Here is a 19540-nt window from a genome sequence, read left to right on the forward strand (position 1 = left end):
TCCCCCGTCATGGATGGGACGGGCTTCGGGTCTGCGCCAAGGCCCAGTTCCCACCAGTCCCATGGGTCACTTGCGTATCCGCTCGCGGCGATTCGGCCACGTTGCGCGTCCCGAGAAGCGCGTTGGATGGCGGTCGGCGAGATGCGATCCCCGCATTCACGCGGCTGGGGATCCGACTCAAACACGCGTGTTCGAGTCGGGCCGGCGGGTCGTTGTCCCGGTCATCATCGTCATCCCCAACGCGGTTCAGATGCGGCGCAGTTGGCGGTGTTCGGGACGCTCGTGGCCCAGGCACCGCTGTTGTCCCGTCGTGTCGTCGCTCGGCCACCATCCGGAGGAATCATGAATCCCGTCCCTGTGCCTCTTCTTGCTCATCCGGTTGCCGCGCGCCCCGCGGCCGTCCGGGCGGCCTGTCGCAACGGCACGGTGGCCGCAGCCGGCAGCACCCCGGCGTACGCCCTGGATACGCCACGCCTGACACCGAGGTGGGGGGCATGACCGCGCAGCAGTCACCACCGGCACCCGTCATGGCCTGGGCGGAACGGACCCAGGGCCCGCTCGTCGTGCTGCGCGGCGCCGTGACCGACCTGCCGCTCGCCCCCGCGTGGGACGTCGTACGCACCGGTGACGGCGCCCGTCTCCAGGTCAGGACCGCCCTCGACCCGGGCGCCTTCACTCGGGAGACCTTCGCCCACCGGCACGCCGTGCCCGCCCTCGGCCCCGGCACGGCCCCACGCCTGCTGGCCACCTCCGCCGCACACCTGGCCCTGATCGTGACGACCTTGCCCGGCACGCCCCTTGACGAGCTGCGGATGCCGGAGGCCGATCTCAGGACGGTCCACTGGCGGGCCGGACACCTCCTCGCCCGACTGCACCAGGCCGCAAGGCACACCGGCACGGCGCACCACGATGCGCCGACGGTCCTGTCCCGCCTGGCCGACGAGGCGGCCGCGCACCTCGGTACGGTCGGCGACCGCCTCTCGGCGGACGAACGGAAGCGGGTCACGGGCCTCGCCGAGCGGCTGCGCTTCGCCGGCCGGCTGCCTCTCGGCTACATCCACGGTGGCCCTCTGGGCTCATGTCTCCTCTGGTCCGCCGACGCGCAACTGGCCCTGCGCGACTTCGAGTCGACGCGGTTCGCCCCCGTGGTCCTGGACTTCGTCCACCTCGCCTGCGGGTCCTGGGCGATCCAGCCCCGCCTGCGCACGGCGTTCTTCACCGGCTACGGCCGCGCTCCCGGCCACGACGAGGAGATCGCCCTGCGCTGTCTGACGGCCCTCACCTCCGCGCGCCGGCTGGCCGAGGCACGCGCCCTGGGCGACCAGGTGGCCGCGGCAGGCTGGGGAGTCGTGCTCGACCGGGTGTACGACGAGGTGTGTGCACGGTGAGCGTCATGTCCCGACCGGAGCGGGTGAGCGGTGCGGTGGGAGCGGGCCGGGTGCCGCCCCCGCCGCCCGCCCAGCTGCGTTACGGCGGTAAGTACAGCAAGAACCCGCTGGAGGAGACGGGGTTCGCGCAGTTGGTCCGGCGGTTGCCGTCGGTGCTGGCGCGGACCGCGCGCATGGCGTGGGCGATCGACCGGGTGGCCGTGGTACTGCTGGCTGGCTGCCAGCTGGCCATCGGTGTCGGTTCCGCCGTCCAGCTGACGGCGACCGCGCACGCGATGCGTGCCGTGTTCGGCGCCGGGGCGGTCGCGGACCGGCTCCACCACGCACTGCCTGCCCTGGTGGTGATCGCGCTGACCGGGCGGACGGCGGGTGCGCTGTCCTCGTACGCGGACGGGCGGATCACGCCCCGGCTGACGACGGAGGCGGACAGCGCCCTGGTGGCGGCGGTGTGCGGGATCGAGGCCGCCGCCCGTGCCGAGGACGGATGCGCGGACCGGCAGGAAGCCGCGGAGATGGGGGTGGTCCGCAGCCACATCATGATCCAGGACGCCAACCGGCTCACCGCCGCCGCCATTCGCCTGGTCACCGCCAGCGGGGTGCTGACGGTGCTGCACCCGCTGCTGCTGCCCCTGCTGCTGCTCGCCGTCGTGCCTGCGGGGATCGGCGCGGTCCTGCAGGCCCGGGTCACTTACGAGACTCACTACGCCAACGTCGGCACCCGCAACGTGCGCACCAATCTGCGCGGCTGGGCCACCTCGGCCAAGTTCACCAACGAGATCCGGGCCAACACCATGACCGGCTACCTGACCTTCTGGTACCGGGCCATCTCGGAGCGGATCGACGCGCGCACCCTCGCCGCTGCGTCCAAGATGCTGAAGATCAACCTGACCAGCTCGGCGATCAGCGGCACCTTTCTCGTGGCCACCTGGACCGCGCTGGCCTGGCTCGTCGCCACCAGAAGGATCGAGCCGGCGATCGCCGGGACCGCGGTCTTCGCCGTGCAGACCACGCTGGGCGCCCTGTCCCAGCTGGTCATCTACGGCGCGGCGATGAACGCAGTAAGCGGCATGCGTACGGCCGTACCCATGACGACCCCGAACTCATCCAACTCGGACTGTGCGCCCTGAGCACGGAAGCCCTCATCTGACCCGATCCCAGGCAAGGAACTATCCCGATGGCCTTCACCACACCCGACGAGTGGGACGCCCACTACGCAGACGGCAAGACCTTCCGGCACCTCGGCGACTCCGAGCGCCGGCTGCTGGCCGAGCACGCCCCGGCCTTCCACCAGGGCCTCGCCTTGGACGTGGGCTGTGGGATCGGCGAACTCGCCCGCCATCTGGCCGACACCGGCTACACGGTCGACGCCATCGACTTCGCCCCCGCCGCCCTCACCCACGCTCCCACGACCCCGGCGGTCACCTACCTGGTGCACGACATCGAACGCGACGGCACCATCGGCCTGCCCCATCCCGCGTACGACCTGATCACCATCCGCCTCGCCTGGGCCTTCATCCGTGACCGCACCCGCGTGATGAACCGGCTGCGCGAACGGCTGCGCCCTGACGGCACCCTCGTCGTCATCACCCCCACCACCACGAACGTGCCCGACGACCGGCGCGTCATCGCCCTCGACGATGACGAACTCGGCCTGCTGTGCGAGGGATGGCGCTTCGCCGAACGGCACGACGCCGACGGGCTCGCGTTCATCGTCCTGCGCGGCCCCGCCCCGGGCCACGTCACCTGTACCGGGAAGAACGAGCCCTCCGCGCACGCACTGACGGGGGCGGGGGTCGTCGTCACCGACACCGCAGGGCGGATCCTGCTCGGCTGGTCGAGGCGGCGCGGGGTGTGGGAGCTGCCAGGCGGGAAGAACGACGCCGACGAGGACTTCCTCGCCACCGCCGTGCGGGAGCTGCGGGAGGAAACCGGCCTCACGGCCGACCCGGGAAGTGCCCGGCTGCTGGCCCTGCTGATGGACTCCACGCACGGCATCCCGCGGATGACGGCCGCGGTCCGCATCACCTCCTACTCCGGCGAACCGGTCGTCACCGAGCCCCATTTGACCAGCCGCTGGGAATGGCACGAGGTCACGGACCTGCCCCATCTCGACCAACCGCTGTTCACGCCGAGCGCGCACGTCATCGATACCGTGTGGCCCGGCCTGCTGACCGGACTGCCGCCTGTGCAGCGCTACCCGATCGCTCCCGCAACCATCTCCGAGGCCGCCCAAGAGGCCGGGGAAGCGGCTGAGTTGCGCCAGACGATGGCCGACTGGCTGATCGAGGAGGGCGACATGGACGCGGGCAGCATGATCGAGGCCGCCATCCGGCACGTCCCTCGCCACCGCTTCCTGCCTGATGTCCCTCTGGCCGACGCCTACGACGCCAAGAAGGCCCCCGTCACCAGGCAGACCCCTGACGGGAAGACCACCAGCAGTGTCTCGGCTCCCTGGCTGCAGGCGGTCATGCTGCGCGATGCCGCCCTTCAGCCTGGCGACACCGTGATCGAGATCGGCTCGGGCGGCTACAACGCCGCCCTCCTCAAGGAGCTGGCCGGCCCGCACGGCACGGTGATCACCATCGACATCGACCCATACGTCACCGACCGCGCCCGTCGCTTCCTCGACGACACCGGATACGACCAGGTCCGCGTCCATCTCGGCGATGGTGAACAGGCACCCGCGAATCTCGCCGCACCGGGCAGCGTGGACGCCGTCGTCGTCACCGTCGAAGCCCGCGACGTCCCGCCAGCCTGGATCAACTGCCTCACCGAGGGCGGCCGCCTCGTCGTCCCACTCCGCATCCACGGCTACACCTGGTCCATCGCCTTCACCAAACGCGACGGCCTGCTGATCGCCGATCGCTTCGAGGTGTGCGGGTTCGTCCCCCTCCAGGGCCCCGGCCACCGCCCGGACCACACTGTCGAGCTGCGCGGCGGCGAGATCACCGTACGCTTCGCCGACGGCACCCCCACCGACACCAGCCGCCTCGAAGCCGCTTTCGACATGCCCCGCACCGAGCGGTGGACCGGCGTCACCATCCCCGGCCAGGTGCCCTTCGACAGGCTCATGCTGTGGCTGGCCACCCACCTCGACACCGGGTTCGCACGGCTGTCCGTCGACAAGGCCCTCGACACCGGCGTACTCCAACCCCCCAAGGGCTCGGACGCCGCCACCCTCGTCCGCGACGACTCTCTCGCCCACCTGCTGCATCGCAAGATCAGCGATGACGGCGACGGGCTTTGGGAGTTCGGCGTCCACGCCTACGGCCCTCAAGCTGACGACCTGGCCGACGTGATGGCCAGCCTCGTCACGGCCTGGGACCACACCGCCCGCGACAGCACCCCCACGCTCACCATCCACCCCGCCCGCGCCCACTACCCCGTCGAGTCAAACCAGCGTGTGATCAGGAAGCCCCACGCCGACCTCGTGTTCGCCTGGGAATCGTCCGGCCCCGCGACCGCTGATGCAGCGGGCTGTCAGCCCGTGGGGGAGAGCGTCTCGTGACGCCGGCGGCCATGACGCCTGGAGGTCATGGGCCCCCGTAGGAGAAGGCCGGCGACGTCGCCAGCCGCGTATGGAGCGTTACGTGCGCAGGGGTGGACAGGTGATCGCCCTGTTCACGGACGTGCGCGGGCGTCCTGGTGCGGTTGGTCGACTGACGGGACGTCCGGCTGCCACCCAGTGGCGAGACGCCGATGAGTACCCCAGCCGGCTGCTCAGAGCTTCATTGTTGGTCGGTGAACAGAGAGAACAGTGTCGGTATTCGTCCGGTTTCAGCGACGAGCTGGACGTACTACGGTGGCACGCGTGGACTGGGGGACGCTGCTGGGCACGGTCGTTGGTGCCGCCTTAGGGATCGGCTCGACCTGGATCGTCGACCGCACACGATCCCGCCGTGAACAAGCGAACCGCATGCACGAATCCCTCCGGGATCTCTACAGCACGTACCTCGCCGCCCTGAATGACAGCTCGTCGGTCCTGCGGGTGATCATCCTCAGGGAAAATGATGCGACCGCGCGGTACCAGGCGGCGTTGGACGCCTTTCGTGATACTTCCGTACTGACGCAGCGCTACAGAGTCGCCCTGCAAGCGCCAAAGGCGGTTCGAGAGAAGTCCGATCAGGCGTACAGGCTGCTTCGCCAATGGCGCGACTTACTCGGCTCACAACCAGGCCTCTCCCTGGCGTCGCCGGAGTACCTCGAAGGACTGGAACGGTTCCACCAAGCCCGCAAGGACCTCCAAGCCGCTATGCGTGCAAGTCTCGCCACTGCGGGCAGGTAAGCCGACCATCTCGCCCAGCACGGAGCGCGGCACCGGTCCCAGTGCCCAGAAACTTCGTTTCAGGCAGTGCGCCCCGACGGTGTCGGCCGGGAACGACTGGCCAGGCCCATGGCCCGAGTAATCGTGATCTCGATGACAACGCGCTCCGGATCCGGGGCTGGAGTCCGTCCGTACCGGTCGGCGTAGCGGCTGACGGCATCTTCCACCGCGGCGGCGTCGGTGAGGACCTCGGCTGTGCCCTCCAGGCTCGCCCAGCGTCCTCCGTCGACCTGACAGACAGCCACATGTGCTTGATCCGGCCGGGCCGCCTGGATGTTGGCGATCTTCTTGCTGGATTTGCGAGTGATAACGCGAGCGACGCCAGCATCGACATCGACCGTCACGCCCACGGGTACGACGTGCGGACTCCCGTCAGGGCGAAGAGTGGTCATCGTGCACAAGTGGTACTCACTCCAGAACTCTGAGTACCCAGGCGTCTGGCTGAATATATCCGCAAGCATGACCAGGAGGATAACGCGGCGCCTTGGGTGGGCTTGCGCACTCGTGACCGCCCCCGCACTCGATTCGACGCTCTGGGGCTGAGTGCACTACATGCCCATAAAATCCCATATGGGCCTGATGCTTCTGTCCCAAATATCTCGAAAACATAACGAAAATGTGTGACGGGCGTGTGGAGGCGACCAAAATGAACGTAAGGGCAAGCGGCAGCTCAAGGCCTTGATCAACTTTACCGTTGGTTGATTTGACACCTTTTATCTGGCTGTTTTCAGCCCTTCTCGGATCGCACTGGGAGCCTTTCGATTCTTGGTCTTTTACGAGCCTCACGTAAGGTCCGAGAGGTTCCCGGGAACCGCCTCGAAAGGCTCCGATCGGTTGACTTCCGTTCGCGCTAGCGATCAGACGCGTCCGGAAAGGGCTCTCACGCCTTCGCAACCCCATCGCTTCGGGCGGCTCGCTCCATGCGGACGGTGCTGGTCTCGTTGTCTGCGAGCGCTTCGTGAGCGCCGCCCGGGACGCAAACGTCTTTGACCCGTGGTGGCTGACGTACGGCTCCGAGCGGGAGCCCCGTTCGGTCGGTACGAAGGGATTGCGCAATGTCTCCGGGAGAAAGCCGCCTTGGCGAGCCGGAACCTAAGGTTCCCGTGACGGGGCGGGTGTGGCGCCGGCGGCTGGGGCGGTGGCGTACGGCCGAGAAGCGCACTGTGGAGCGTGGCCTGCACCGACGCCTGCGGCAGGAGCTGCGCAGCCTCGGCATCGTCCCGCCTCTGGATGTGGACGAGCTTGCCAGGGCGCTGGGGGAGCGGCGCGGACGTCCGATGGCCCTGCGTCCTTTCGCGCTGGAGAAGCCCGGTCCTTCAGGGTTGTGGGTCGAGATGCCGAAGACGGACGTGATCCTCTACCAGGAGGAGACGACTCCGTTGCACCAGCGGCAGATCATCCTGCACGAACTCCTCCACATCCTCGTCGATGAGTGGGAGGAAGGCCGTGACGCCGCCGAGGAGTCCCGGGACGAGTTCGTCGAGGAGTGGTCAGTCCTGATGCCCGTCCTGGACCCCAAGCTGATCCGGCGGGTCGCCGCCCGATGCTCGTACGAGGACGCGGAGGAGTGCTCGGTCGAGCTGGCGGCCACGATCATCCTGGAGTGGTCCTCGGTGGTGGACGCGCTTCCTCCGTTGTCGGAGGACCCGCGAGTGCGTCGGGTTCAGTCTGCTCTGGGCGACCGGCGAGGGTGGTTGTAGGTCGTGGCGAAGTACCTTCTGCTGATCATCGCTGTCGCGGTCGCGTGGCGGCTCTACCTGTGGATCCGTGCTCCGCACGACGCCCCCACGCGGTCGGTGGCACTCGCCTTCCTGTTCATGGGGCTGTCGTATCCGGCGGCCATGCCGGGAGGCGCCAGCGGCATCGACACCCTCGCCGGGCACGGCATGGCCCGGCTCGCCCAGAACCTGTTGCTGTTGCTGGCGGTCTACTTCCTGATGTGCTTCTACCTGTACTCGGCGGACGGGCCGGGAGCGCGTCGTCGTGCCCGGTGGGAAGGCGTCGTCATGGCCCTGGTCGCGGTGGGGATCACCCTGGCCGCCGTGACCGTGCCGCGGGATGAACTCGGCAAGCCGTATGTCACCGTGGACATGACGGTCCCCCAGATCTTCCTCTTCTACACCGTCGCCGGCCTGTACCTGATGTACGCGATCGGTGCCGCCGCATGGTGGTCGGCCGCCTACGCGCGCATGTCACGCCGGCCGCACGCCACGGGCCTGTGGATGGCCGCGATCGGCCTGGCCGGGATGGCCGCGGCCTCCGCGATCCGCGCGGTCTTCGTCACCGTGCGGTGGAGCGGTGGTTCTGTGCCGTATCGGGTCAACACCTACGCGTCGCTCTTGCTGGTCGTGTCCAGCCTCCTCTTCGCCGCGGGCGTCACGTACTCGGTTGCCCGCGCCAGGGCCACTGCCATGCGGCTGTGGCTGCGTCGGCGACGCGATCACCGTCGGCTGGCCCCCCTGTGGCAGCTCCTGTTCGAGGTCTATCCCCAGAACCACCTGCGTCCCGCTTCGTTGGGGCTCTGGGATCGGTGGCGGGCCCGTGGTGTCCACCGCCGGTACCACCGCCGGATAGTGGAGTGCCGGGACGGACTGGTCGACATCAGCCCCTACGTGGTGGGCAGGGGAGAAGACGTGAACCTCCTGGACCTTGAGCCCGCTCAGCTGGCCCAGCGTCTGCGCGTCGCCGCCGACATGATCAAGAACGATGTACCGGCACCGGGGCCGGCTGTCGCCCTCGCGATGCCGAAGGGGGAAGACCGGGACGAGGACGTCCGTCAGCTGATCGCGGTTTCGGACGTACTCCGGCTGACCGCGTGACCACGAGAGAACGAGGAGACGACACGACATGCTGATCACGGCCGACCGGATCCTGACCGGTTCCGGGACGTACCTGGAGGACGGCGCCATCCTCGTCGAGGGCGCCACGATCACCGCGGTCGGACCCCGCACGCAGCTCGCCGTCCGTGCGGACGCGGACGAGACGCACCTCGCGTTTCCCGACGCGACGGTCGTTCCCGGGCTCATCGACACCCACGTCCACCTGGTGTTCGACGGCAGCAGCGACCCGGTGGCCGCTCTCCGTGCTTCGGACGACGAACACCTCCTGTCGGAGATGCGCCGACGCGCGGAGCAACTCGTCCGCAGCGGTGTGACGACCGTTCGGGACCTGGGCGACCGCAATCACCTGGCTCTGCGTCTGAACGAGGAGATCGGCCGAGGCGACACACCTGGGCCTCGTGTCGTGTCCGCGGGCACCCCGTTGACCACGCCCGGAGGCCACTGCTACTTCCTGGGCGGCGAGGTCTCCGGCGAGGCGTCAGTCCGCGACTTGGTGCGACGCAACCTGGCGGCGGGTGCCGGCGTGATCAAGGTCATGGCGACCGGAGGCGGTCTGACCAAGGACGGGCCGAAGAGCTGGCAGAGCCAGTTCTCGGCGGACGAGCTTCGCGCTCTGGTGGACGAAGCACATCAGGCCGGCGTGCCCGTGGCCGCGCACGCCCACGGGGTGGGCGGCATCTCGGCGGTCGTGGACGCGGGCGTGGACACCATCGAGCACTGTTCCTGGATGACGGAGGACGGCTTCGGCCTGCGCCGAGACGTGCTCAAGAAGATCATCGATCGGGACATCGCCGTCTGCCCGGCTGTCAGCCCCCACTGGCAGATGGTGCCGCGTGTCTTCGGCGAGGAGCGGGCGAAGGTCCTTTTCGGGCAGGTCCGGGAGATGGCCGAAGCCGGAGTCAAACTCATCGCCGGCACCGACGCCGGTGTGCAGCGGACCGGGTTCGACGGGTCGCTCGTACCCGCTCTCGCGTTCTACGCGCACCTGGGTATCACGAACGGCAGGATCATCGACATGGCCACTGCCCACGCGGCCGACGCTCTGGGACTCGGCGCCTCGGCCGGTCGCATCGCCTCCGGCTTCCGTGCCGACCTGCTGGTCGTCGGCGGAGATCCGCTGACCGACCTCGATGCCCTCCAGGAGATCCGTGCGGTGATCGCTGCCGGCCAGGTGCGCAAGTCAGGCTCTGGGGCCGATCAGCCGTAGCCCCTCGGGCGGCGCGAGGCTCACGGAGGGCGGTCTGGGCCAAGCGGACCCGCCGCCATCGTCCTCCGATTCCGACGCGAGGATGATGGCGCCATCGTGATCTTCGGTGACGAGTCGTAGGCAGCCAGGCTCCCGCAGCGGACCGGCGGTGCGGTACGCGGACCGTCGTCCACCGACTCCAAGGACGGCGGCCGTGCCGGATGGGGTTCGGTGGGGCCTGATGTTCGAGCGTGCGACGGGCGTGTCCTCGCCCTGACCTGCGCAGTCGTGCTGTTCCATGTGCGGGGACACGGATGACGGGACGGAAGTCCATGGTGCAAGAGCTGACCGCCACGTTGCATACGACGCTGGGGCAGATCGTCGTGAGGCTGTTTCCGGAGTCGGCGCCGGAGACGGTCGCGAGCTTCAGTGGTCTGGCCCGGGGGACCTGGACGTGGAGAGATCCACGGACGGGCGAACTGGGCTTCGGGCCGCTCTACAGCGGAACGATCTTCCATCGGGTGGTCGCCGGCCTCATGATCCAGGGAGGCGACCCGCAAGGCGATGGCACCGGAGGGCCGGGCTGGGAGTTCGCGGACGAAATCGACCCGTCGTTGAATTTCGACCGGCCGTACATGGTGGCCATGACCACCACGGCGCCGGACACCGTCGGCTCGCAGTTCTTCATCACCCTCAGGCCTGCGCCGCAGCTCAACGGCCGACACACGATCATCGGCGAGGTGATCCAAGGGCAAGAGGTCGTCGACGCCGTCGCGAAGATCCCTACTGGCCACAACGGTCGCCCCATCACGGATGTCGTCGTCCAGTTCATCAAGATCCACCGACAGGGGACCTGAGTCGGTTCGGCGTCACTCGTCTCTGTCCGTCTCCTTCTCCTCCAGCTCCGCCACCAACTCGTTGACCAGCGCCATGGCTTTCGGTGATAGCCCCTGTGCGCCGAGGCCACGAGCCCTCACCCGGCCTACGGCTCCCTTCTTGGCGGCCGCCAGGAGCTGAAGACCCTCGTAGACCTGGGCGGCCACGGTGTCATCCGCTTCGAAGTACATCCGGGAGACGCCGACGACCGCCGCCAGTGCGTCCAATACGGCAGACGGCGCGGATTCGGCGACGCCGGTACGGAGGTCCCGGAACTCCTCCTTGGTGATGATCTGAGCTCCGGCGTGGGCGTTCACTGCGCTGGCCATCTCCGCATCGGAGGGAGGGCCAGGGGGGCTGGGATACGAGTTGTCGAGGAGCAGAGTGATCTTCTCGGCCAGTGACTCCGGAGGGCCGTCGGGACGCGAGCCCGCCCGTTTTCCCGACAACTCGGGTTCGTCGATATGCAGCCCCTGTGCCTTGGCGATTGATCTGGCCTCAGCTTGCCGCAGCTCATCCTCGCTGACCCCGTACGCCGACGCCAACGCCGGGACGTACTTGTCCTTGAGGCGTCGCTCGCCGCGTTCGGCCGCCGCCACTGGCCCGGCGCTCCGGGTTCCGATCAGTTCGGACGTCTCGTACTGGTAGTAGCCGGCGTCGCAGCGCAGATCGGTCAGGTCGGGGGGGCCGGACCGCGGGAACAGGTCGTCCAGCTCCCGGCCGAGCGCGCGGGCCAGAGCGGGAAGCTTCTCCGGATCGGGAGTCTGCGCACCGCTCTCCCAGCTGGCGACCGCGGAGTCGGAGACACTCAGGGCCTCGCCCACGGCGGCCTGGTAGATCTCAGCGGCTCGCCGGACCACACGCAGACGGCTCCGGTCGAAGTGGCGGGCAGGCATCTGACCTCGCTTTTTATGCAAGCTGGAGTCGATCCAGTGTGTTGACTTTTTCTCTAGCCGGGAATAGCTTCAGCTTAGCGAAGAGTGAGCGGCATCGCACGCGGCTCGGTCTTCCTCTTCGACCCCGCCAACGCTCCCGGCCGAGGTGGGGCTGTCGGAGTGCAACCGCGGCATCCCGTGCGCGGAGGGCTCCCGGAAGGAATCGGTACCGAGGGCTCCGTCCCTCGGGCGTTGGAACGTGTGCGGCTTCGAGCCTTGAGTGGGCGGAAGGCGCACCCTCGGCCACTCCCTACCCAGAACGGGACCTGTGAGTGGCTGTCACGTGAGGAGTGCCGCATGTCTCTGCTGCGTCGAACGGACGTCGGAAACCACATCTGGATCCAGATCTCGGGAACTGTGGATATCCGATCCCGCGCCAATCCCCGCCCCTGCTGAACCTCGCTCACCCAGCGGTGGGGGATTCGGTCCGGAGTGCTATACCCGGCACGACCTTCCGCCGGGAGCATTCTCCAGCCCCAGCGGTATATGTCGAGTTGGCGTCGGCTTCCCACAGTGCCCGCTGTCCGCTGGAGTGTTCACCACGTGTTGCATATGTTGCTGGTCCAACGCCGGCACCGCCGAGCGACGACCCCGCAATGGAGGAAAGCGAAACCACGCCCAGCGTCAACTCTGCGATTTCCGGCAGGAAATGAGGACGGCGCCCAGGAGTTAGCGGCTCCCGGGCGCCGAGCCCGCCACCCCTGAGGGTGCGGATTCATAACCGGGGCGAGTCGGCTGGCCTTTTCGACGAGAACGGCCGTCCCACCCCACCTACGAGTGAGGAATTGTCGCATGCCCGCGTCCCGAAGCGGAAGGGCGATCACCGCCCGGCCCGCCAAGGCTGTTGAACCCCCGGACCGTATCCGTCAGCACCGCCTGGCTGTCCTCCTGGCGGACATGGTGCCTGGTGCCCGCATCTTCCGCGTCTCGCAGCGCCAGCCCGGTCAGACCTGGCCGAGTCCCTATACCCGCGCGTACGACGAGCGGGGACAACCCATATCTCTCAACCGGACCCAGCGAACCGCCGCCGCCCGCTGGGTGATCCGGGCCTTTCCCGAGGCGAACTGGGACGGGGCGCATGACCTCGACCTGACCACCGGGTCCCTGCGTCCCACGGCGTGGGCCTGCGCTCCATCGGACGGGGGCCGCTGACCCGTGGCCCGGATCCGAACTATCAAGCCCGAAGCCTTCGCGTCCGAGTCGCTCGCCGCCGTCTCCCTCGCCGCCGAGCGGACCTTCTTCGGCCTCCTCACCCAGGCCGACGACCACGGCCGCTTCCGCGACCAGCCTGCCGTGATCACCGGACTGCTGTGGTCGCTGCGCCCGGAGCACGGACCCGTGGACGTCGAGGACGACCTGACCCAACTCGCCGCTGCCCACCTGATCTGCCGCTACGGAGGTGACGACGGCAAGAGGTACCTGCACGTCGTCACCTGGCGCCAGCACCAGAAGATCAACCGGCCGAGCGGCGTCCGCTTCCCGGCCTGCCCGCACCACGATGTCGAGCAGCCCGTTCCGGACGCACCGCGAGCTCACGGAGACGGCACTGAGTCCTCCGTGAAGACCCACGGAGGGCTCAGTGAGGGCTCACGTACCCGGGACGAGATCCCCAGCCCTCACAAAACCGCAGCTCAGAACACACTTCGTGAGCCCTCGCGGAGCGCTCACGGAGGACTCAGCGAGCCCTCGATGAGCCCTCACGGTCCGGATCTAGGACCTAGGAACTTGGATCTAGGAACTACTTCTCCTTCGGGGGGAGCAGGCGCCCCCGCACCGGAGACCGTCTCGACTCAGCAGCTCATGGCCGAGTACGCCGCTGCCTGTGCCCACCGCCCGCCCAGCGGCGTACTCGGTCACCTCGGACGGGAGACCGCCAAGCTCCTCGCGGAGGGCATCGATCCGGACCACGTCCGGGCCGGTCTGGCCCGCCACCGGGCGAAGGGGCTGCACCCGAGCACCCTGCCGAGCCTGGTCCACGAGGCCATGAACGCCACCCCCACCGGTTTGGTGCGGACGGAATCGCGGCCTAACGTGCCCGGTCACCGGGCCTGGGCCAATCCCGCCGACCCTGCCGCCGCCTACGCCGAGGAGCTGTGATGCGCGACCACGACGCCCAGCCCGTCGGCGGCATCGCCCGACGCCTGGCCAACATCCTCACCTCACGGGGTATCGACCCGGCCGTGCAACTCACCGACCCGGTCGAACCGATCCCCGCCCTCCAGGCGGCACAGGCCCGCATCCCGGCCCGCTACCAGGCCGCCGTCGCCGACCACCCGGCGGTCGCCGCCTGGGTCCGCGAGATCGCCGAGGCCGGACGCCCCGGACCCGAGGGAGCCCCGGGCATCGCGCAGGGCCGCTCGCTGCTGATCGTCGGCACCACCGGCACAGGCAAGACGCACCAGGCGTACGGCGCGATCCGCTCGCTGCTCATCGCCGGCGTCCGGCTGCGCTGGAAGGCGACCACGGCCGCCGACCTGTACGCCGAACTGCGACCCCGCCCCGGGCACGACGGCGAGCGGGAGCTGATGGACCTCGCCCGCTGCCCCCTGCTGATCGTCGACGACCTCGGCGCGGCCAAGAACAGCGAGTGGACCGAGGAGATCACGATGCGGCTGATCAACCGCCGCTACAACGAGATGCTCCCGACGCTGATCACCACCAACCTCGGCATGGCCGACCTGCGTCAGCACATCGGCGATCGGGTCGCCTCCCGGCTGACCGAGATGAGCGACAAGGTCATCCTCGACGGCCCCGACCGCAGACGAGCCCTCGCAGCCGAGCGTCGCCGCGTCCCCGCCGTCTGATCCCCGCCGCGACCGGCTGCCACCACCCCCGCCTCCTTCACGCACCAACCCTTGGGACGCGCCTGCCCAAAACGCGCCCGGGGCGACCGGAGACACCCACATGCACAGCACCGAGAACCAGACGCCGCGCACCCTCGGCGACCTCACCTGGCACGACAGCGCCGCCTGCCGCTCGACGACCCATCACCAGGTCGATCCGGACATCTTCTTCCCCGAGCCCGACGAGATGGACCGCATCCGCGCCGCCAAGGCCCTGTGCGCGCAGTGCCCCGTCCGTGCCACCTGCCTGGACGCCGCCCTCGAAAACGGAGACCGCGACGGCATCCGGGGCGGCATGACCGAAGAGGAACGCGACCCCCTGCACCGCAAGCTCCACCGTCGCTGCGACTACGCCCGAGTCAACGCCGTACTCGCCGGCCGCGACATCCACCTCACCCAGGCCGAGCGCGACGCCGTCGTCATAGCCGCCTACCACGCCAAGGTGCCGGCCGAGCGCCTCGCCTGGCTGCTCAAAATCACCGAGGAACACGCCGAGAAGCTCTACCGACGCACCCGCCGGAAGATCCGCAACCGCGCCGTCGACCACAGGAAGAAGGTGAACGAGGGGAAGAAGAAGCCCAAGGCCAGCCCCACCACGGAGCTCAAGGCACCCGCAGCCGAGACCCCCGCACGTGGCGACCTCGGGACGGCCGCGTGAGCCACAACGCCCCAACACCGGCGCGGATGACCGGCTGGGACCGAGCCGCGATCGTCGCGCTCGGCGGCGCCGGATGCGCGCTCTCGTACGACGCCCTGCAACAGATGGCCACCGCCATCCACGTCCGAGGACCCCTCACGTTCCTCTTCCCTCTGGTGATCGACGGATTCATCGCCTACGGAGTACGCGCCCTCCTGGTCCTGCGCACCGCCGCCTTCGCCGCCCGCCTGTACGTGTGGGCGCTGTTCGGCACGGCGACCACCGCCAGCATCTGGGCCAACGCCCTCCACGCCGTACGCCTCAACCAGCAGCATCCCGAAGGCGGCGGACTCCGACTCGGGGACGTCACCGTCGGCGCCCTGTCCACCCTCGCCCCGCTCGCCCTGGCCGGAGCCGTCCACCTGTACATCCTCATCGCCCGCCGGGTCACCGAGGCCGGTCACCACGGACACCCGGACACCGTCGCCGTCCGCACTGACCGGATCACCACTGACCGGCCGGAGACTCCGCAGGCGGCGGACGGACACCGGCCGGTCCCGGTCACCTCCGGGCACTCGGCCGCGCTCTCCCGGCCGGAGAACGGCCGTCCGGCGGTCACTTCCGGCCCGGACGTGCCGCGAATGGCTGACCGGGAGGAGGCGTCCGGACACCACCCGGAGAGCGTCCCGGAGCCGGAGTCCACGCACGGCGGAGACACCACTGACCTGGGCGGACAGCCGGTCAGCAGACCTGCCCCGATCACCCGTCTCCGGCTCGCCGCCCCCACGGCCACCGAACTGGAGACCAGCCGGGACAACGCCTCAGAGGCCTCGGGCACTGGCGGCCCGGACACCGCCGCGTCCGCGGACACCCTCCTGCCGATCGCCCGCCAGGCGGTCGCCGACGCGGGCAAGGTCACCCGCGAGGTCGTCGCGGACGCCATCCGCGGACAGGGCAAGACGCTGTCCAACGACCGACTGACCGCCCTGATGCGACAACTCCGCGCCGAGAGCAGCCAAAAGTCGGCCACCAGGACCGGCTGACCGACCGGCCCGGACAGGCGGGCGGCCAGCGGCCACAACTTGGCCGCCCGCCCGCACCCCACCAACTCTCCCCCACACACCGGAGACACACATTGCGCACCACGCCGACCACCCCGGCCGAAGCGGACGCCTGGATCACCGTGCTCCGGCGGTACGGCCACCTGCACCGTGCCGAACCCGGCCCGGACGGAACCTGGACCGTGCAGCGAACCCCCGCCAGCACGCCCCGCACCCTGCATCACCCGGTCCTCGCGATCGACTTCGTCGCCGAGATCCTCCGCGACGTGCGCCGTAAGAAGGCCCAGACGCACTGATGGCAGGCTCCGAATCACCCGAAACAACCTCTGACCTGCGGCAAGACGACTGCCCGGCACGAGGCCGAGCAAGCTGTAGCTTCCGAAACTCCTCCGCGGCCACGGGCCGCGGAGGAGTTTCGGAAGCGCATGCCCCCGCCCCGGGAGGGGCGGCGGAAGCCCGGCACCAGGGGGCGCCGTGCTCGGAAGCCGTGACCGAGGGCGGATCGCGGCCAGGAGAGGACCCGAACCCGCCCGCCACTACGCGTACGCGCCCTCGCCTGCGCCAGAGCGTGCACCGTGACCAAGTCCGCAGCGTCCGACTGACCTCCGACGAACTCGCGTTGGTGAAGCACGCCGCGGAAGCCGTCGGCCTGAAGACCGCCGGGTTCCTCGCCGACGCCGCGGTCTCGGTCGCCCGGGACCAAGGAGGCCCGCAGCCTTGGCTGTTGGACCAGCGCGGCCGGGTCGAAGAACTGATGGCCGCCAGCGCACAGCTCGCCCGCGCCGGCAACAACCTGAACCAGGTGGCCCGCATCCTCAACTCCGGCGGTCAGGTGGAGTACGCGGACGACGCGGTCGCGCGCGTCCTGCGGGCCGCGGACCGGGTCGAGGCCGCCGCGATCGAGATCGCACGGCGCTGACGGTGGTCCCCGACATCTCCACCGGCAGCCGCACGTACGGACTCCTCAACTACCTCTACGGACCCGGCCGCCGCGAAGAGCACACAGACCCGCACCTCGTCGCATCCTGGATGCCCGAACTTGCCCACGACCCCGGACGCGATCCGGCCGCCACTCTCAAGCAACTCGCTGACCGGCTCGACCTCCCCGTCCTCGCCCTTCCGAAGGACCGGCGCCCGGCCCGGCACGTCTGGCACTGCCCCGTGCGCACGGCACCCGGCGACCGCCACCTCACCGACGCCGAATGGGCCGAGGTCGCCCGCCGCATCGTCCACGCCACCGGCATCGCCGAACATGGCGACGACAAGGCCTGCCGTTGGATCGCCGTACGCCATGCCGACGACCACATCCACCTTGTCGCCACCCTGGTCCGCGAAGACGGCCGCCGCCCCCGCCGCCACGAGGACGGCATCCGCGCCCAGGCCGAATGCCGCAAGATCGAGAAGGAGTTCGGCCTGCAGATCCTCAACGGCGGCGATCGCACCGCCGCCCAGCGCCCCACCAGCGCCGAACGCTCCAAGGCCGAGCGAACCGGCCGGACCGAGACCCCCCGCGAGTCCCTGCGGGAGAGCGTCCGCCACGCCCTGGCCGGAGCCGCCAGCGAGGAGGAGTTCTTCCACCGCCTCGCAGAAGCCGGCCTTCGCGTCGAACAACGCATCGCCCCGTCCGGCGACGCACTCGGATACAAGGTCGCCCTGCCAGGCGACCGCAACCGCGACGCCGAACCCGTCTGGTTCTCCGGCTCGAAACTCGCCCCGGACCTCTCCCTCCCCAGGATCCGCCAGCGCCTGGAGGCCGGGCGCCTCGATGGCGAGCCCATCACGGACCATGGGGATGACCGAGTACCTCGCCCGGCCCCTGCACGGCGCCAGGCAGTCACGGTCGCCGAACGAGCCGTATCGATCCTCGACGGGGACGATGACGAAGACTCCGCCGCACAACTCGTCGGCGCCAGCGAACTCCTCGACGCTCTCGCCCAGACCGCCCCGCCCTCGACCCGCGGGGAACTCTCCGAGGCCGCCCGCGCCTTCGAACGCGCTACCCGCTCTCACATCCGCGCCGAGCGCGCCGACAACCGAGCCATCCGCTCCGCCGCCCGCGGCATCATCCGCGCCGGTAACGCCCTCGGCAAAGGCGAAGACGGTGGCGCCACCGCGATGGTCCTGTCCACGATGGTCCTCGTCACCCTCGCCGCCGCGCGCTGGCACTCCGCCCGCGGCCACGCCCAGCAGGCAGCCGCCGCTCAACGAGCCGCACAACACCTGCGCGGCGCCTACCGCTCGGCCGCCGCCGCTCCCATGAACGCGATGCGCGAGCAGGGCCGGCGCCTCCCCGGACCCGTACGAGAGGGGTACGCCGGCACTCTCGAAACAGTCCTACCCGAGCATGCCGACTGCCTACGCCGCGAACCCGGCTGGGACGCACTCGTGGCCACCCTGGACCAGGCCGAGCGCGCAGGACACGACCCCGATGCCCTGCTCCAGCAGGCCATCGAATGGCGTGAACTGGACACCGCGGACAGCGTCACCGACGTCCTCGTCTGGCGAGTACGACGCATCGGTAAACTCCCCGCCACCATGGACCCGCCACGCGCCCGTACGAACGCGCAGACAACCCGATCACGCCCTCGCCCGTCCCCGCCGCAAGCGCCCGATGGGTCGGCCGACACCCGCCGTGTCGACTCCCGCCACCGGGGGCCAAAGCGCTGAGCAGCACAAAGAGCTGGACACCGACGGCCGGCGCCTGTTAGGGCTGGTTGATATGGAGAAGGAGACAATGCAGATACTCGACGAAGGCCTCCACCCTCAGAGAACCGTTCTGCCGGAGACGGCCCTCGGCGACGATCCTCTGCTGCGGCTCCAGCAGGAGACGCAACTCGGCGACGGCAGCATCGGCCTCCGCGCCACTACCCACCCCGAGGAAATCGTCATCACCGGGATCCCCGCGATGTGCTCGCGGTGCGGCGCCCGGCGCGACTGGATGGTGATCTGCGACCGCGACGAGATCAGCATCCGCTGCCGTTGCGCACACCAGTGGGTCGAGCGCGAACTGACCCGCGCGGACTACGAGGCGATGATCGACGTCGGAGGCCAGGACTACCCGAGCCTGGACGCCGCGGCCCACGCCGCAGGCTACGACGGCACGCTCGTCGGCATCTATCTGACCGAGCCCAGGCCCGAATAGCCCTGCGGCCGGGCGCCGCAGACGTCGCGTGCTGACGCATGCACTCAGACTCACGAGGTTCCTTGCGAACGACCTGGTCTCGCCTCTGGACACACGTCAATTCTGTGGAATCAGGTTTGTCAATCAGGCGTGGGACGGTCAGAGACTCGCTGCGGACCTCGATCAGATCGAGGGCGGCCTCCAGCCCCTCCTCGGTGACCCCAGCGACGGCATCGCGGCCCTCGCCCTCCCCAGTTGCCTGGGGTTACCCTGGCCGGGCGGCGAGTACCAGGCAGGCCCCGCCGACGGCGGCCGTCGAGGCCGGAGGC

17 protein-coding genes and 1 pseudogene are annotated in these 19540 nt (G+C 69.5%); 16 read left to right on the forward strand and 2 right to left on the reverse strand.

Annotated elements, in window-relative coordinates; translation table 11 throughout:
• The first annotated feature begins 494 nt into the window (after nucleotides 1-494).
• The 4 genes and pseudogenes from AB0D59_RS33805 to AB0D59_RS33820 all read left to right on the forward strand — a co-directional run bounded on the left by AB0D59_RS33805 (nucleotide 495) and on the right by AB0D59_RS33820 (nucleotide 5673).
• Entirely contained in the window at nucleotides 495-1388 is an 894-nt protein-coding gene (locus tag AB0D59_RS33805; RefSeq protein WP_362573785.1) for a phosphotransferase, read from the forward strand.
• Between the two features lie 5 nt (nucleotides 1389-1393).
• Nucleotides 1394-2440 (forward strand): annotated as a pseudogene (locus tag AB0D59_RS33810) (ABC transporter ATP-binding protein); the annotation flags it as partial.
• Nucleotides 2441-2562: 122 nt separating this feature from the next.
• On the forward strand, nucleotides 2563-4896 hold the full coding sequence (fxlM, locus tag AB0D59_RS33815; RefSeq protein ID WP_362573788.1) for a methyltransferase, FxLD system: 2334 nt from the start codon (nucleotides 2563-2565) through the stop codon (nucleotides 4894-4896).
• Between the two features lie 303 nt (nucleotides 4897-5199).
• Complete coding sequence (locus tag AB0D59_RS33820) at nucleotides 5200-5673, forward strand: hypothetical protein (RefSeq protein WP_362573790.1); 474 nt, start codon at nucleotides 5200-5202, stop codon at nucleotides 5671-5673.
• A 59-nt stretch (nucleotides 5674-5732) separates the two neighbouring features.
• Here the strand turns inward: AB0D59_RS33820 and AB0D59_RS33825 are convergent, their stop codons facing one another.
• Complete coding sequence (locus tag AB0D59_RS33825) at nucleotides 5733-6173, reverse strand: TIGR03618 family F420-dependent PPOX class oxidoreductase (protein WP_362573793.1); 441 nt, start codon at nucleotides 6171-6173, stop codon at nucleotides 5733-5735.
• Nucleotides 6174-6815: 642 nt separating this feature from the next.
• On the opposite strand from AB0D59_RS33825, the gene AB0D59_RS33830 reads away from it, so the two are divergent.
• From AB0D59_RS33830 to AB0D59_RS33845, 4 genes are all read left to right on the forward strand, one after another.
• Nucleotides 6816-7412 (forward strand): hypothetical protein, encoded by a 597-nt coding sequence (locus AB0D59_RS33830; RefSeq protein ID WP_362573796.1) that lies wholly within the window; start codon nucleotides 6816-6818, stop codon nucleotides 7410-7412.
• Nucleotides 7413-7415: 3 nt separating this feature from the next.
• Nucleotides 7416-8531: an MAB_1171c family putative transporter gene (locus AB0D59_RS33835; RefSeq protein WP_362573799.1), complete on the forward strand. Its 1116-nt coding sequence runs from the start codon at nucleotides 7416-7418 to the stop codon at nucleotides 8529-8531.
• Nucleotides 8532-8559: 28 nt separating this feature from the next.
• Nucleotides 8560-9759 (forward strand): amidohydrolase family protein, encoded by a 1200-nt coding sequence (locus AB0D59_RS33840; RefSeq protein WP_362573802.1) that lies wholly within the window; start codon nucleotides 8560-8562, stop codon nucleotides 9757-9759.
• Nucleotides 9760-10070: 311 nt separating this feature from the next.
• Nucleotides 10071-10595, forward strand: coding sequence for a peptidylprolyl isomerase (locus tag AB0D59_RS33845; RefSeq protein ID WP_362573805.1), 525 nt, complete (start codon nucleotides 10071-10073; stop codon nucleotides 10593-10595).
• Nucleotides 10596-10607: 12 nt separating this feature from the next.
• On the opposite strand, the gene AB0D59_RS33850 is transcribed toward AB0D59_RS33845, so the two are convergent.
• Nucleotides 10608-11510: a helix-turn-helix transcriptional regulator gene (locus AB0D59_RS33850; RefSeq protein WP_362573807.1), complete on the reverse strand. Its 903-nt coding sequence runs from the start codon at nucleotides 11508-11510 to the stop codon at nucleotides 10608-10610.
• A 1194-nt stretch (nucleotides 11511-12704) separates the two neighbouring features.
• Here AB0D59_RS33850 and AB0D59_RS33855 point away from each other — a divergent pair.
• From AB0D59_RS33855 to AB0D59_RS33890, 8 genes are all read left to right on the forward strand, one after another.
• Nucleotides 12705-13646, forward strand: coding sequence for a hypothetical protein (locus AB0D59_RS33855; protein ID WP_362573809.1), 942 nt, complete (start codon nucleotides 12705-12707; stop codon nucleotides 13644-13646).
• A complete protein-coding gene (locus tag AB0D59_RS33860; RefSeq protein ID WP_362573812.1) occupies nucleotides 13646-14353 on the forward strand; it encodes an ATP-binding protein in 708 nt (235 codons plus the stop codon). The genes AB0D59_RS33855 and AB0D59_RS33860 overlap by 1 nt, the downstream gene beginning before the upstream one ends.
• A gap of 100 nt (nucleotides 14354-14453) precedes the next feature.
• Nucleotides 14454-15050: a WhiB family transcriptional regulator gene (locus tag AB0D59_RS33865; RefSeq protein WP_362573815.1), complete on the forward strand. Its 597-nt coding sequence runs from the start codon at nucleotides 14454-14456 to the stop codon at nucleotides 15048-15050.
• Nucleotides 15051-15076: 26 nt separating this feature from the next.
• Entirely contained in the window at nucleotides 15077-16072 is a 996-nt protein-coding gene (locus AB0D59_RS33870) for a DUF2637 domain-containing protein (protein ID WP_362573933.1), read from the forward strand.
• A gap of 92 nt (nucleotides 16073-16164) precedes the next feature.
• Entirely contained in the window at nucleotides 16165-16386 is a 222-nt protein-coding gene (locus AB0D59_RS33875; RefSeq protein ID WP_362573817.1) for a hypothetical protein, read from the forward strand.
• A gap of 272 nt (nucleotides 16387-16658) precedes the next feature.
• Nucleotides 16659-17009, forward strand: coding sequence for a plasmid mobilization relaxosome protein MobC (mobC, locus tag AB0D59_RS33880; RefSeq protein ID WP_362573820.1), 351 nt, complete (start codon nucleotides 16659-16661; stop codon nucleotides 17007-17009).
• Between the two features lie 2 nt (nucleotides 17010-17011).
• Nucleotides 17012-18757: a relaxase/mobilization nuclease domain-containing protein gene (locus tag AB0D59_RS33885; protein WP_362573823.1), complete on the forward strand. Its 1746-nt coding sequence runs from the start codon at nucleotides 17012-17014 to the stop codon at nucleotides 18755-18757.
• Between the two features lie 67 nt (nucleotides 18758-18824).
• Complete coding sequence (locus tag AB0D59_RS33890; protein WP_362573825.1) at nucleotides 18825-19232, forward strand: hypothetical protein; 408 nt, start codon at nucleotides 18825-18827, stop codon at nucleotides 19230-19232.
• The last annotated feature ends 308 nt before the right edge of the window (nucleotides 19233-19540 follow it).

This window comes from Streptomyces sp. NPDC048417 (assembly GCF_040651615.1).
GTDB lineage: Bacteria > Actinomycetota > Actinomycetes > Streptomycetales > Streptomycetaceae > Streptomyces.